General features: G+C 45.0%; 14 protein-coding genes. 12 read left to right on the top strand and 2 right to left on the bottom strand.

The features are described 5' to 3' along the window. Window positions 1-82: 82 nt before the first annotated feature. On the bottom strand, window positions 83-3,700 hold the full coding sequence (locus CW749_RS05700; protein ID WP_101111086.1) for a VCBS repeat-containing protein: 3,618 nt from the start codon (window positions 3,698-3,700) through the stop codon (window positions 83-85). Window positions 3,701-3,968: 268 nt separating this feature from the next. On the opposite strand from CW749_RS05700, the gene CW749_RS05705 reads away from it, so the two are divergent. From CW749_RS05705 to CW749_RS05715, 3 genes are read left to right on the top strand one after another with little or no spacing between them, the layout of a single operon-like run. Beyond that, complete coding sequence (locus CW749_RS05705) at window positions 3,969-4,859, top strand: N-acetylmuramidase family protein (protein ID WP_101111087.1); 891 nt, start codon at window positions 3,969-3,971, stop codon at window positions 4,857-4,859. Window positions 4,860-4,918: 59 nt separating this feature from the next. After that, on the top strand, window positions 4,919-5,692 hold the full coding sequence (locus CW749_RS05710) for a lamin tail domain-containing protein (protein WP_101111088.1): 774 nt from the start codon (window positions 4,919-4,921) through the stop codon (window positions 5,690-5,692). Window positions 5,693-5,733: 41 nt separating this feature from the next. Further along, a complete protein-coding gene (locus CW749_RS05715) occupies window positions 5,734-6,678 on the top strand; it encodes a hypothetical protein (protein WP_101111089.1) in 945 nt (314 codons plus the stop codon). Here the strand turns inward: CW749_RS05715 and CW749_RS05720 are convergent. After that, window positions 6,644-6,904 carry a hypothetical protein gene (locus tag CW749_RS05720; protein ID WP_101111090.1) on the bottom strand — a complete coding sequence of 87 codons (261 nt, stop codon included), beginning with the start codon at window positions 6,902-6,904 and terminating at the stop codon, window positions 6,644-6,646. The genes CW749_RS05715 and CW749_RS05720 overlap by 35 nt on opposite strands. On the opposite strand from CW749_RS05720, the gene CW749_RS05725 reads away from it, so the two are divergent. The 9 genes from CW749_RS05725 to CW749_RS05765 all read left to right on the top strand — a co-directional run bounded on the left by CW749_RS05725 (window position 6,903) and on the right by CW749_RS05765 (window position 15,577). After that, on the top strand, window positions 6,903-7,472 hold the full coding sequence (locus CW749_RS05725) for a PhoU domain-containing protein (protein WP_101111091.1): 570 nt from the start codon (window positions 6,903-6,905) through the stop codon (window positions 7,470-7,472). The two genes, CW749_RS05720 and CW749_RS05725, sit on opposite strands and share 2 nt — an antisense overlap. A 15-nt stretch (window positions 7,473-7,487) precedes the next feature. Next, window positions 7,488-7,787, top strand: a complete 300-nt coding sequence (locus tag CW749_RS05730; protein WP_101111092.1) for a hypothetical protein — start codon at window positions 7,488-7,490, stop codon at window positions 7,785-7,787. A gap of 30 nt (window positions 7,788-7,817) precedes the next feature. After that, window positions 7,818-8,630: a hypothetical protein gene (locus tag CW749_RS05735; protein WP_101111093.1), complete on the top strand. Its 813-nt coding sequence runs from the start codon at window positions 7,818-7,820 to the stop codon at window positions 8,628-8,630. Window positions 8,631-8,724: 94 nt separating this feature from the next. Beyond that, window positions 8,725-9,447, top strand: coding sequence for a hypothetical protein (locus CW749_RS05740; RefSeq protein WP_101111094.1), 723 nt, complete (start codon window positions 8,725-8,727; stop codon window positions 9,445-9,447). 4 nt (window positions 9,448-9,451) lie between these two features. Next, window positions 9,452-10,408 (top strand): hypothetical protein, encoded by a 957-nt coding sequence (locus CW749_RS05745; RefSeq protein WP_101111095.1) that lies wholly within the window; start codon window positions 9,452-9,454, stop codon window positions 10,406-10,408. 204 nt (window positions 10,409-10,612) lie between these two features. Then, on the top strand, window positions 10,613-12,109 hold the full coding sequence (locus CW749_RS05750; RefSeq protein WP_180958334.1) for a pyridoxal-dependent decarboxylase: 1,497 nt from the start codon (window positions 10,613-10,615) through the stop codon (window positions 12,107-12,109). Further along, window positions 12,106-13,101, top strand: a complete 996-nt coding sequence (locus tag CW749_RS05755; RefSeq protein ID WP_101111097.1) for a gamma-aminobutyric-acid receptor subunit beta — start codon at window positions 12,106-12,108, stop codon at window positions 13,099-13,101. Before CW749_RS05750 ends, CW749_RS05755 begins: the two co-directional genes overlap by 4 nt. Continuing rightward, window positions 13,098-14,435, top strand: coding sequence for a cache domain-containing protein (locus CW749_RS05760; protein WP_101111098.1), 1,338 nt, complete (start codon window positions 13,098-13,100; stop codon window positions 14,433-14,435). The genes CW749_RS05755 and CW749_RS05760 overlap by 4 nt, the downstream gene beginning before the upstream one ends. Then, a complete protein-coding gene (locus CW749_RS05765) occupies window positions 14,432-15,577 on the top strand; it encodes an MFS transporter (protein WP_101111099.1) in 1,146 nt (381 codons plus the stop codon). Before CW749_RS05760 ends, CW749_RS05765 begins: the two co-directional genes overlap by 4 nt. Window positions 15,578-15,606: the final 29 nt, after the last annotated feature.

The raw sequence follows: 15,606 nt of genomic DNA on the forward strand, positions 1-15,606 counted from the left end.
GTGAGTATGATGTAAGTAGTAAGTAAACGATGGGCAGTTAAAAAAGGCGAACCCTTCGGTTCGCCTTTAAGCTTGGTAAATTCTATGGGTTGATTTGGTACATAGCTTGATCGGTAGAGAGGAGCGCTTGCAGCCCTTTTTCAGGATGATTTCGTAGCTTAATACCGTGACTGCTCGGTTCTCCGATTAAGGGAGGACTTTTCCAAATCGTATTGCCTTTGTTATCCGTTTTTCGAACATGGTAAAGACCTGCCCCCCACGGATCAGAATTCGTGCTTTCTTTACTTGTGATTATCAAGTTTTGCTCACTAGCACTAGATGGGTCAACAGCAACGCCTTTTGCGTAGAATTTCATATTATTGCTTTCTTTCAGAGTAATCTCATTGTCAGCAACTTCGAAAATTGAAAACAACGTACCGAAGCTATTAAAGCACCCGATCTCATTACGTATATCTGAGTCATAGTTAAATACAAAAATTCTATTACAGTCTGGGCTTGGGAAGTCGCCTGTGAATTTTGAGGTCAAAGAGTTACCTACTATTTCCAAAATCGACATGTTATATCCATCAGTAGCAATGATGACTCCGGAAGATTCGTCGTATACCTCAAGATCCTGAATATATCTGTGTTCTGATGGTGCTTGGAGGGTGGCTATTGATGTGTTATTGGCAACATCGTACACGGTTATTTGAGAACCATGAGCAATTACAATGTCTTTCTTACCGTCCTTATTAAAATCAGCAGCCTTAACGATTTGCGATCCGGTACCAGCTGATAACTCATGAGTGCTTGTAACAAGCTCATCAGAGATTTGAACCAAATCCATTTTAGAGTTTTGATAGCCAACTTCCGGCAATACAATTTCTGAATAACCATCCTCATTAGAATCAATATGAACTGTATCAACTATTGGATTATGTGTAGAGCTTGTACCACTAGATATTTTAACACTACCATCAGAGCTTACTGTTACAAATCTATTTCTGACACCATCGTCGTCGTATGTTCCAACTAAAAATAGAGCATCTTCCTTCTCTGGTGTTGTATTCCCCCATCCAATCGCTTTGAATGAAGAAGAACTTTTGGTAACAGTGGAATGATTCATGATCGCACTTATGTTAGAAATATCAGCACTAGCAAATCCAGACTTTGAATAGTGACCACTTGTGCCCCATAACAGCTCAAATTGGTTGTCATTATCAATATCTCCGGTAGTCAAGGAGCTCACTCTTCCTGAGAAGCTGAATGACAAATGCCACCTTTGGGTAAGAGCATCACCTTCTATTTTGAATGCTTTAATTCCACTATATGGACAACTCATTAGCAGCAAGTCATCAGTATCGATAGATAGTTGGGACTTCTCCAATACACATGAAGATAAATATTGAGTAGATGATATTTCAGTCGCAGTCTTTGCAACGACAGAATATCTATATAAATCACCGTTATGGTACATGCCGAAGATTTCATTTACGCCGTCTTGGTTGAAATCTCCAATAACCATTCCACGTTGGGAGAATTGTTCACCGTAGTCCCACTGTACTTCCCAAGTAGAGGTATCAATAACCAAGCCGCCTTTCAGGATAAGTTCAAGTGGCTGATCATTATCAACATTGGAAAACGACAGTAGAGAAGACCCGTTAGCATCAAGCTCGTTTAAAACTGGAGATGAAAAATCATTCCATCTATAAACAGAAAGAGTAGAGCGAGAAACATCATCTTCATACTGCAATATTGCAACTTCTGGTGCTCCATCCTTGTTAACATCTTCTATCGCAACTCTCAAAATATGTTTCGGAGTATCAAATACAACTTTAGGGCTACTGGATAGGTCTTCAAGGGTAAGAATATTTTTAGATGTAACGAGGATGATTTCTTTTTTTAGATCATTATCAATGTCTAAATAATGCAACTGCTCAATGCTACCATTAATAGGTAAGGTATACGGATACATCCATTTTTGGTTGTATTGCCCATTTTCAAAATTGTAAAGATAAAGACCATTACCATTATCTGTTGTTAGGAACTCTTTTAAGCCGTCACCATCAAAGTCATCGATAACAATAGAATCATTTGCTAACGGACTGATCTCTCCCGAGCGTACTATTGGTGACGTCCTGTTACTCTTTACTTCAACACCTAAAGTCGCTTCTTGATAATCGTCATCTAAGGTTTTAAAGGTAAATTCAAAAACTTGAACTGGTATTAGGAAATCGGATTCAGAAGGTGCCGTCCAAGAAATAACCCCATCACTGCTCATGGAGGCCCCTTCAGGTCCAGACACCATGCGAACTTTTTCCAGCCGGTTAACATCTAAGTCAAACCAAGAGACACTAAATTTCAGTTCATCTCCAGCCAAAATTTGATCAGGTAAGTTTTCTGTTTTGATTACTGGTTTAATGTCATTAAGGTAAATATATGCCCATTCACTGGTTATTGAACTAGTTCCATCAAAAACGACCGATTGAACTTTAACTTCATCGCCATAAGCCGCCGTATAGGCAGGAAGAGTATTAGTTGTTTCCCCTGTAACTATTTCACCATTGATATACCATCGATAGCTCAATTGTAAGTTTTCTGAACGCGTATCTGGGTCCGAAAATTCCGAGCTTTCAACTACGATTGGAGTTTCTGTGTTTACATCATAAGACGATTGTGTGGGTGTACTATTAAAAGCAGGTGGCTGCGACAATAAGGCAAGTGGGTAAAGATCAACGGGTTGCGTCAAAGCGAACTGGAAACCACTCACTTTAGATAAGTGCGTACCTAATTCAAAAGAGCCATCGCCGTCTAAATCTTTTTTATAGGTAAAGAATTTATCCGAAAACGAAAGCTGGATTTCAGTATCTGCTTTAAAGCTCAGAGAGCCAGTATAGAAGCCGTTGTACGAAGATTTTAGTCCTTGGGATGAAATCTTAACTTTTCCAGATTCGCTTAACCATACTGTACCTTTAACGCCAACAGTTGCTTGTGTATCGCGATTAGGTGCACTTGACGACTCTTCAAGTTCTACCTTGATATTTCTTCCGTCTTTATAAGAATACAAAAGATGACTTTTTGTCACATCTTCATGTCCACCACTATCAAACTCAGAGGAATATTCTTGGGTGTAACCCGTTACTTTCATTCCATCAATATCTAGCTCGTCGAAATAATAGCTTTTTTGCTTATAACTCTCAGAGGATAATGCCAGCACTCCTGAAATAGTCATCCAATGTACTGATGAAGTCACACAATTATTGAAATCTAATGACATAACTCTTATGCCTTGCTCATTCCATTTTGAGTGAATATCGACTGAGCCAGAGACACCACAGGTAAATGACTTTCCAGCGACATCGTTTAAAGAAAGAAAATTACGAATTTGGTCATCACTAAAAATATGACGATATTCCGGCAATAGAGTCGTAACTGAAGCCTGCCCTACAACAGTTTCATTTAGTTGCACCACATTTGATTTTCCGGCATACCCATGCTCAACCAAGCTGTACGCGGCTTTTATAAGCTCTTCGGGGGTATGTTGAATTGCGTTTGTTAGGATTTTAGAGGCCTGTGAAGACTCTTCTGTTTTTTTCTGCTCTGAAGTTGACGAACCTGAATCGTTTGAGCCAGTATCGTTTGAGCCAGATCCACCACCTCCACAAGCAGAAAGTAAGATAACCATCCCTAGCACTGACGACGCTTTTAATTGACGAAGCATACAATTCCTTTGATTTGTTATTGAGGCTTTAGCCCGCTGTTTTTTTTTGAATGAACATATCATATTTATTCATTCTGATTATCACTAAGAATTTGCACTAAGTCGTATTTATAGAATTATTATAATCTACTCTAAAGCCATGGTTCCAATAACGTCCTTAAAGCTGATTTCACTGTTCTGACGGTTTTCCCCCTCAATTCCACCAAGTTTTACTCACTGGCTCTCAGATACCGTAATGAAGACAAAATTACGCAATCAGGAGCCAACTATGAAAGACATACCACTCACTTCCTCTGTCGGAAGCCACGCTGAAAACCAAAAAGAAGACGTACTGGCGATTCAGAAAGCGTTAAATGAAGCGGCAAAATCCATCGGGCTGGATGGGCCATTAGAAGAAGATGGCGTTATTGAGGGTGATGTTGAGCACTCAAAAACATGCCAAGCGATCTGCAAGATGCAGGCAACATTATTGGGGTTCAAAAACCCTGATGGTCGTATCGACCGTGATGGGAAAAGCCACAGAGCTCTGGCAGAAGCGGCTTCAGATGAATTAGGTGTTGCGCCAAGCCTATTTTTGCCTCGAATCGAACCGGAAGTAGGCTTATCAGATGAAGATTTTGAAAAAGCTGCCGAGTCACTGGATTGTGAGGTTGCTGCTGTAAAAGCGGTGTCGGAAGTGGAATCGGCAGGCAGCGGTTTCTTTGCCAGTGGCCCACCTTGCATTCTGTTTGAAGCGCATATTTTCTCCAAATACAGCGACCGAAAGTTTGATGAGTCTCACCCAGAGATATCCTCGAGCAAATGGGATCGCTCGCTCTATGTTGGCGGAGAAAAAGAATACGAGCGCTTGCAAGAAGCAATGACGCTAGACCGAAGAGCCGCCTTAAAATCGGCGTCTTATGGTCGCTATCAAATCATGGGGTTCAACCACGCTGCAGCGGGCTATGACGATGTTGAAACCTTTGTTCGTGACATGTTCTTCGCTGAACGCTTTCATTTGTTTGCGTTTGTCAGTTTCATCAAATCGAATCCAAAAATGCACAACGCGATTCAAGAGTTAGATTGGGCGACGTTCGCTCGCTACTACAACGGCCCAGCTTACGCTGAAAATCGATACGATGAAAAACTGCTTTCCGCTTACCAGAAATACGCTGGGTAACGGCGAAACAGACTTTTAAATACTTCACCATCTGCATTTTGCACATCAAGGAGAACAACGTGGCTCTTACACTGAAAACTATCCAAAACACATTAAAAAACATAACAGACGAAATACTTACCGTGCCAGCATCCAAAAACGATCTCGACAATTACTGGGAGAAGCTAAACCAGCTGCAGTGGCTATGTCAGATTGAGATTGGCGAGCTGAACTTTAGAGGGCAAACAGACCATTTGGATGAATCCATTACGCTGAATAACCGTGGTGGGCTCGCCATTGATTTGAGCAATTGGACAATTCAAGCAGGCTCCCCCGATCAAGAATTCACGTTTTCTGAAGGCGCGGTTTTGGCACCGTATGGACAACTAAAAGTTGCCACGGCTGGTGAAGGTGAATTCAGTTTCCAATCAAAAACGCCGATTTGGAATAACCACGGGGATACCGCAACGCTGCTGGACCCAAACGGGCAAGTCGTCGCTAGATTGGTTTATGGTGGCGATGCCTATGCCGATGTACTGATCAGTAATGTGCACTTCGACGGTGAAGAAAAACACACTGAAGGTGACGAGTATGTCGAAATATCCAATATTTCAGACAACACCGTAGACATTAGCCTTTGGCGGCTTGAATCCATTCGCAACCAAAGTGTCTTTACTTTCCCTGAAGGCACACGGTTGGATGCTCAGTCCACGCTAAAGGTCTTCACAAACAAGAGTAACCTTGGTGACAACGAGTTCAGCTTTGATAGCCCTCGTGCTATTTGGAACAACGAAAGGGGTGGGTGCAAACTGTTTGATTACCTCGACCATGAAGTAGCAAGTTATCAGTATTAACTCCAGCCATTAGGTATCTCACTAACAATTAGGTTTTCCCCGTGTCGAATAAACCAGTGAAGACATTAGCGAACGACTCCCGCCCCCAATCAGGCAAGGATTTACAACGCCTCGCCAATGATGGGGGTCTTCTACTGCACTATGTGGCGCGGCACGGGGACCTTTCTATCGATGCCGATATCGCTATGGGCATTGCTCGTGCAAACGAGAAAATGGGCACCAAATACTGGAGCACGGAAGACGAAATTCAATTACTGCACTGTTTTGATCGACTCGCCAAACAGGTGTATCCCGTCACCGTTGAAAGCATCAAAGCCGTGGTGCCTAACGTAACAGATGGAAAAGCGTCGTTTAACGGGGCGGCTCGCGTCATTACATGGTATCGACGCTACACTGTGCTCACACTGATATGTTTGCTCGCCTTTCAAATGTTCTACCTATTTGGTCACTCCCTGACTCAAACATTGGTCAAATCGTTGCCGCAAGCCGAATTTCCTCTTAGCCAAGATTTAGAAGCCAATTATCAGCTTTTAAAGAAATGGAACGGCATATGGATGTTCGGGCAAGAATTTCAATTCAATACCCAGACCAACACTGAATCGGAGCTCGAATACCAAGCCAACCTCATTTCGGCACAGTCGGTTCTCCAAATGCTACAGAATTACGTTTTACCCTTAATGTACGGATTGCTTGGGGCTTTTATATTTGTATTACGGAGTTTGCTCCAGCAAGTTCGAAACCTCACCTATACCGCCAGCCGCGAAGTGGGGTATCGGCTCAGGCTAACTCTGGGTTGTTTGGCTGGGATGATCACCGGTTGGCTGTTGAAACCCGAAATGGGCGATATGACCCTTTCCCCCATGGCATTAGCTTTTTTGGCGGGTTACAGCATTGAAGTCATGTTTACCCTTCTAGATCGGTTAATTGATGGGATTCGCCGCAACACCGATACTACGGTTTCTTCTCAACCGAAGACACGCTCTTAGTCGCTTTCTCTGGCGCTTGTTCAATAAAGGTTTTGGTGAGTTTAACCAGCATTTCATTCGTCTCATTGGACAGTTCTACAATCGATTGCTTCCCCATTAAAATGCTCTCTATTTCCTTTTTTACTTTTGCCAATTGATTGAATTGCTCAGGGGTTAATTTAGGTTTCTGAGGGCGTTTCTTCAGCGCTTTTATCGCCAACTCTAAAGCTTTGAGTAGATCTTCCATGGCGTTACCTCCTCCCCAAACGTTACCTCACTGTCTCTTTGAACACTTGGCAAAAACAACGAACAAATTCGTCCATTTCCCTGAGCCTTCCTCCCCTTTATTGAGCCAAGATGAGAGCACTTCCCCAACTCTGGATTTAGCCATGAAAAACAAACTGCTCATCATCAGCTGGTTGACACTTATACTCGCGCTGTCTGGCTGTGCACTTCAGTTTATTGCCAGTTACGACAACGAAACCTTAAAACAAATAGAGATGATCGATCGTGAAGTCGATCGGTTGTATATGGATTTGTCTTTTACCCCTATGGAAGAAAGGCATTACCGCTTATTCGCGAAACGTTACCAAGAGGTTTTGCTACAAATTCGAAGCTTAGAAAGACGACAAAAACGAAGAGAGAAAAACACAGAATCTCTAAAACAAACCCAAACTCTTTTGGGGTTCTGGATACAAGACGACGCCACTCATAAGAAAAACAACACCCTCTCCGATTTCATTATCAGCCGCCGCACTAGCCAATACCGAAGACTTTTTGATGCCTTGATCGAAGGCGAACTAGCCAAAAAATAACGTAAGGATATTGTCATGCAAGAAAGTATTAATTCCGTGATCGATACCGTCACCTCGCAGTTAGACGACTCACCAATGAAAGATTTGCTTAGCAGCGCACTAAAATCGTGCGCGGACGAGCGAATGAGCGAACTTGAGATGTTGCTTATGGCAAAAAAACAAGGGCAACTCAGTGAAGATGAATTCCAGTTAGAACTGGATAGAGAAAGGCTGCTAGTAGAAGCAGAGATGCTGACTTGGCAAATCGCGGCCAAGGCTGACGTCCAAAAAGTGGTGAATAAGACCTTTCATGCACTCGCGAAAACCATTCTTTAGCCACACGTACCAATACCACGGAGAGGCATTATGAAGCAGCGAACACGCATCATTTGGGTTCCGTATGGCTATCGGCTGAAACCACGAGCCAAACTGAAAAAAGCAGTCATCCGTCAGCGTGTTCCTGCCGAGCCCTTAAAAGCGACACCTCTCCGCCCTTCGGCTCAAACGCACCATAAAGAACAAAAGGTGATGGAAGAGACAACAATATCTCAAAGTGCCAATACGAGTACGCCAATGGACGCCGTTATCGCAGAAACCGACTGCAGTGCCATGGAGGAGCAATCTCATGCTTCACCCAAGGACAGCCTCTCAATCAAGGGGAATGACAACGCGAGCATAGAGAAAAAAGCGGCTCGTGAAGCACAAACGGAAACCGTTGAAGAAAGCCAAGTCGCCACCTTTGATGATGCGTTTAACCCATACAAACATTACCTCCAAGACATGTCACACTCACTGGTTGGCATGCCTGATGAAACGTTTACCCGCCAAGAAGTTCAGCTGGGCGACTTTACCACGCAGGTCTCACAGCCAATAAAACCTGCGGAGGTAGGAACAAACACTACAGAGCTCACTCATCAAAAAGCAGCCCAGCTGGAAGCGTGCCGAACGGAGCTAATGTTAACTGATGAACTCCCCCGTATTTCCAGAGCTCCTGACAATGAAATAAATACGGGACGACAAGAGCACACTTTTTCCTCTGAGCCATCAGCTACGAACAATGATGAATCAGAAAAATCGGAAGAATCAGGCAATCAGAAAGCAAAAAGAAAACCCGTGGGACCACACCTTAGAAAACTATTGGGTATCGCGCCAAGCTTAATGTCGGAGAAGTATCCGTAACCCTTATCTTTTCATCCATTACGCCAAGAACCTGATTCTAAGTTTCATTATTCTGTGGAGGTTACTTGGGTATATCACTCAACAGGAGATCACTATGAGACAACTACTTTTTCGCTTATGTGAAGCGTCTGACGGACGCCAATTCGCTTTTTTAACAGACCAGCCGGATGTCGAAGACATGTTCGACAGCGGGTACAAAGTCGCCTACAAATACAGAGATAGCGGTAACGGGCAAGAATTGCTCGCCAAATGGCGCGCTTCTTACTCTGTCACTTCGCAGGAGTTTGAACAGCTCCCCGACGATGACGAACTACCAGAAGGGCTACAATCCGCATTCGACACCATGATTTCAAGCTTGATCCCGGGAGTGGACGTATTCTTCTGCGACTACAACCTTGCCATAGAAGCTGACCTGCCCATTTGTAATGACATGATGGATCGCTATCGCTCTACCGATTTCGTCCTATTTTCTTGCGAAGAGCTCATCGGTAATGATCCGAGTACCCAACCCTATATGGTGTCTTACGCCTCTGCACGTTACCCAGAAAGTGGCAACACGGGCAGCCAGCATCGTATTTATTGCAAAACCGACCCGTTTGCGTTTTGCCAAGCGGTCCACGCGATTGTGATCCAAAGAGAAAAAGACGCACTGACTGGCGGACACATCCGCACGGAAGTCGATACTTACATCAATGAAAAACCCATCGAAGCGGCTACAGCAGAACAAGTTATCAATCGCTTCGTTGAAGCATTGCCTCAATTTAATAGCAGCATCAAAGCGTTAAACGCGCCGGACTCTCTCTCCAACAAGGAGTAACGCCATGAGTTCAGACGAAATGTACTATGCGGCGTTTAGCGCCGCATTAATGGCAGGGGCAGAGCCTGGAATTGCACAGCAGTTGGCTTATCAGCTAGCGTATATCCACCTTTCGGGTCCGCAAGTTGATCTAGGTTCAGCGTCCAATTCAGAGCCAGCTGCCTTTACACCAGAATCCGAACCAATAAAAAACCATACTATGCGCTCAAGCGTGGTTGCAGAGCCTAAACCACGTGATACAAACACGTTCGTTCGCCCAATCAATCCACTGAATCACGTCGACTGGTTGAGTGGAGGTACATTAAACGAAAGAGGTTTACGGCTTGGCTTGCGCCGATCATCTCCGTTTTCAACTAAATCTGCTCGCAACACATCATCATTCACAACGAAGCCACCATTTACAACAAAGCCATCGCTCACGAAAAAGGCATCAAGCGATAAAGGTACATCGAAAGTGGCTAAAGCAATCCCACGACCACATAAAATCAACCAAGCCATTATGTTGGCTATGATGGACACCGACAGCCAAGCACAAAACAAATTCATTGCTGCGCTCTATTTCTATTGGAAAAGCCACCAAAAACACGTTGGTGGAAACATCAAATCAACCTACTGGTTACTGATGCATGCCATTCGCTGTTATTTGTTTGGCACTACCTTTCAATGGGAGCAAAACTTTGCACAAAATACAGAGGACAGACAGCAGAACAAACCCATGTACCCAACGGTAAAAGAACTGTTAGAGCATCTCAATTTCAATAGAGAGGAATTACACCACCTCCATTCGTTGAGCGAACAAATCAGCTATTACCCATGTAATCAGCAAATTCAATGTATTGAACTGGGCTTGGCATTTCGTTCCGAAATCATTTCCGATTTTGAATTAGCCAGCGCTACTCACCAACACACGCTCAATCTCCACAAAATGGAAGACGCAGCCCAGTGGGCTATGGCGTCTTAAATCGGTTCGCCTCATCACCAGACCTGTCGGTATCGAAATGCCGACAGCCCATCTCTAGCGCAATGAACACCAGATAATCACACAACAATTCACAATTGTGGCAGTTCCTTTTTAAACCCCGATTTAAAGGCAGTATTGCCCACGTTTGAACCGATGAGCCTCGCTACATTAACGAGACATTCGTTCAAATATTTTGGGGCATCTATGAGCTTTCCTCACTATTTATCCATCTGTGAAAGTGGAATACCAACATCCGAAAAAGCCAATATTCTAGGGAACTACTTGGATGAAATGCGCCTAAAAAAAACACACTTTTTAGGCTATCAAACGAACCAAGAGGTAAACTTCCCCCCTGAGCTTCATCCTTTTCTGTCGTTGAATTTACTCAACCTTGGCGACGGGTATGAAGATGGATCTTATCAAATCAATGCCAAGCAATTTGAGCGTGCCGTACTCGATTTTTACGCCCGCTTGTGGGGCATGACGATGCCCAACTCGCAGCGAAATTATTGGGGGTATGTCACCGCAATGGGCTCCACAGAAGGCAACTTATATGCCTTATGGAATGCAAGGGATTACTTAAGCGGTAGCGCCGTAGAAGGGTATGAAAAATCGGTGCATGTGCCCAACCCACCAGTGTTAATCAGCTCATCCTGTACCCATTACTCGATTTACAAAGCTTGCCAAATGTTGGGAATCCCCACCTTCAATCAAGCGGGAAAAAAGCTCGGTGCTTGCCCAATTAACCAAGGGGATTGGCAAAAAAGCCTCTCAGTGGATGAATACGGGTCGGTGGTCGAGCAAGACCTATATCGCCTCACCGAATTTTTCGTAGAGCGGCAGCATCCGGTTATTTTATTTTTAAATCACGGCACCACCTTCAGTGGTGGTAGTGACGCCATTTTTCGCATATTGACCACGTTAAAGCCCTTACTGGGCGTCAACACAGAACGCAATCGACGTTACTGGGTACACGTGGATGGTGCCCTCTCGGCCAATTTCTCTCCGTTTCTACAGTCGGATCCTTTTTCTGTTTCTTCCGAGCCCTATGAGTTTCGTCATCGAGAAGTGATGTCGATGTGTACCAGCCCATATAAATGGCTCGGTGCACCTTGGAGCTGCGGTATTTACCTGATGCAGGAAAGGTACAAAGTCGGATCATCCAATCGCCCAACCTACATAGCTGGGCGTGATTCCACCATTGCGGGGTCTCGACAAGGACTTTACTCCCTTTACCTTTGGGAACGTCTCTCCTCTCTTGGTACTCAAGGGCTAAAACAGATCGCTCAGCAAAACGAAAGTAATACCGAATACTTGCAAGCCGCACTGCGACAGCTCGCCAATTCAAAACGCCTGCAGCAACAGAAGTTCATCGTTTTACCTCGAATGCCTGGCGCCAACATTGTTCGGTTCTCGTCGCCTTCTAGCCACATCAATAAAAAATATTCGCTCGCACAAGAAAACATATCGATAAATGGCAAGCCACAGCGCTTTAGCCATGCCGTGTTACTGAGCCACGTTCAGCGTCCTTTGATTGATCAATTTTTGTCTGAACTCTCCGCCTCTAATGCGTTTGAACCCCATACATTATCGACGCTCAACCCCTTGGTTAGCCAGCCGAACTTTTATCGACCTCAATCTCGCTCGGTTCACCTTCAACCCAGCCCTATTCACCCAAACACTCTAAAGGAGAGCCCATGAAAACGTTATTTCCATTGCTGTGTGTCCTGATCTTTTTGTCTTTTTCAACAAAGGCACAGCACGTTATCCACACCTCGTTTTCGATCAATAAGATTTACGGCGTTAACACCATTGATCAAACCTACAAAATCGATGGTTACCTCGTAGCCACTTGGCAAGATGTTAAGCACCCTCTTAAGCCAAAATCGGGGGTTCGATTGATAGAAAATCAGCACCTAGACAAACTGCTTGAAGAAGGATCGTGGGTGCCTGCGTTTGAATTCATCAACATCATAGGGCAACGCCTCACCCCTAATAAGCGCTTGGTGATCACCAGCAATGGCGACATTACCTACAACGAACGATTTCAAGGCACCTTCACCACAGAAATGGACTTTCGCCGCTTCCCGTTTGATCGCCAATCTTTTGAAATCATCATGGAGCCCTTTTCGTTCGATCAAGAACGCTTAAAGTTTGGTGACGCCAGTGTGTATGTGGAGGAACTAACCAACAAAATCATCAGCGAATGGGATATGGAAAGTACCCCCACTGCGAAAGTGAGCCAACACAGCTACCACCATTTGGATGACGCCGAAAGCACCTACTACTCCCGCTTAACCGTGACCATTGATGCCAACAGAAAACCGAACTATTACCTTTGGCAGTTTATTCTTCCGCTGTCGTTAATATTGGTCGCGAGCTGGGCGGTATTTTGGATTGAAGGGTTTTCCGAACGCCTGATGACGTCATTTACCATGATGCTGACGGTCGTGGCGTATACCTTCTACACCAGTAGCCTGCTGCCACGGCTGCCCTACACCACATTCATTGAGCGCATGATCATCATGGGGTACGTCAGTATATTCGCTGCCATTTTGATCATCGTGTTCGTCAAAATCCGTGAAGAAAAAGGCAAAACCACCCACGCTTTAATTCCATATTGTCGAACCGCATTCCCGACCTTTTTCCTTGCCGCGATAGCCATCTTGATCGGAGTAAACAGCCAGCTATGAAACCATCCAAATCTTTACAGACCATCATTGAAGCGGTGATCTGTTCATCCATCTTCATCTTACTGCTCGGGGTCACCACCTACTTGCTCTATTCCAAATCGCTCAATGCATTGGAAGACCAAATTAAAATAGGGCTAATTTCGACAGTGAAAACCTCGGCTTCAACGCTTGATGGCGCAATGCACCTTACCTTTGATGAAAGCACCAAAGCGTCCGATGCAAATTATCAAGCCATGGCTGAGAAAATGGAGAAAATCCGCCGTTCCGCCGCGGATGTTCGCTACATTTACACCAGCGTGCTCAAAGATGGCAACGTCTACTTTATGGTGAACCCAAGCCCACAAAATGACGCTGACGGCGATGGTTTGCCTGACCCTACCCCCGCCCTGATGACCCTGTATGACGATGCGCCAGTCGAGTTAAAACGCTCACTCGAGCGATACAGCATTGAGATAAGCACCTACAGCGACCAATGGGGCAGTTTCATCAGTGCGTATGCACCGTTTTATAGTAACGAAGGGGACTTTGCCGGTGTATTGGCCATGGATTTGGAAGTGAGCGCTTTCCAAGAAAGGCTAGAGAGCATTGAACGAGTGTTCGATAAAGCCAAGATCATCATTCTATTCTTGGGGCTGATTGTGGGGATGATCATCTGGTGGATACGCCGTTCGCAAGTCAATCACCTCAATATCATTCGCCATCGAGAAGCCAACGCTAAAGAAAAGCTCTCTCGCGCTCATCACCTGAACGTGTTGCTTTCTGGATTACTCACCTATTTTTATCAGCGCATCCCAAGGGATTTAGTTAAGCACACACCACGTGTTCGAGCTCTTTATCATTACTCGCAAAGCTTGAGACCATTAGCTTTTCAATCAGACAAGCAATCGATTCAGGATTGGTTCCATTCATTGGATCAGCACACCTACAAACGTTGCAAAGGCTTTCATGACTGGCACATTCCAATGCAAACAGAAGCGGTGTTCACCAGCGATAAAATCACGGAAGAGTTAACACAATTACACGCCCAACTGGCGAGAGCACAATCGGAACTTCTCAGAGCCGAGACCAGTTTATTAAAAGAGCACCTCGATTGCTGGGCATTTTCAACTCATTTTTATTTGGATACATCTTCTAAACTCAGCGCCCTACATTCCTTGATAGCCAACGAGTTTGAACACATTACGGGCAGCGCCTATATGGCACAACAATCCCCAGACGAGCTAGGCATCATGAGCACCATCAATCGCCTAAGGCAAATGGGCTTCGACTTGGTCTCGGGTGAAAAAAACCGAATCGAACTGATTTGGAAAGTGTATAAGGAGAATACGGAATGACGAAAATCGCCCCTTTTTTACTGATCATCGCGACCTTGTTTGTTCAGCTTTCCTCTGGCATTAACTACGTCACCATACCGCTCACCATGAGTGAGCAAGGCTATGGCAATACCTTAATCGGGTTTGCCATGAGTTTTGAGATCATCGGTATCCTTTTGCTTTATCGTCCCCTTTCTCGTTGTGTGGAAAGATGGGGCCTGTCTCCCTCCATACTTCTGATGTCGGCACTTCGGGCATCGAGCCTTATTTTGCTCTCTCACAGCCAACACTACCCGTTATGGTTGGTGGGTATTTTTTGCTATGGGGCATCCACAGGTATGATGTTGGTGATCATCCAGACCTCTTTAAACACTTGCATTCAGGGCAAGCTAAAAGGTTTGGTAATGGGGCTGTTTTCAGCGGCATTATCCGGCGGGCTTGCACTAGGGCCATTGCTGCTTCAACTGCCGTATATCGACCCCGAATGGCAACTGGAAACCAGCGCCATCATCACCAGCTTGCCCTTTGTGTTTTTGCTGATTGCGGGGCAAAAAACGCAGTCTTCCGACAATGCGGGAACCGTTCGGGTAAGGTTTGCGCTGCGCCACGCCAAAGTTATTTTAGTTTCAGCGTTTGTTGGCGGCATCAGCTTCTTTGGGCTGCCCTCTTTTCTCACCTTATATGGCATGGAAAACGCGCTCACCGAATCGCAATCGCAACTTCTGCTGACCATGTTTATGTTTGGTAGCGTCACCCTTGGCATTTTCGTTAGCACTGGGGCGTCTTTTCTCAACCGCAGCATTGTGGTGTTGGGCTGCATTTTTACCTCAGTAGTGTGCGCGGTGTACCTTTCACTGGCGGTATACACCGAATACTGGCTGGCACTGACGCTGCTGTTTTTCTGGGGAGGCTCGATGGGAGGCATCTACGCCATTGGCTTAACGGCGGTAGGCGAACGTTTCTGTCAGCAGGATCAGATGAGCGCCAACATGAGCTACACCATTATGGATTCGTTAGGCGGCATGACGGGCTTACTGGTGATCGGCTTTATGCTCGACTGGATGGGATCGGAAGGAATGACCACAGTGCTGATCACCTTTGGTTGTGCGCTGTTGGTATTCTTTGTGTATGAGCTGTTAGCCCCAAGGCAGACGTTTGAGTAATTAGGGTCTGTTGACCCTAGCGGAAGTAC

The organism is Vibrio sp. vnigr-6D03 (genome assembly GCF_002835515.1).
GTDB classification, from domain to species: domain Bacteria; phylum Pseudomonadota; class Gammaproteobacteria; order Enterobacterales; family Vibrionaceae; genus Vibrio; species Vibrio penaeicida.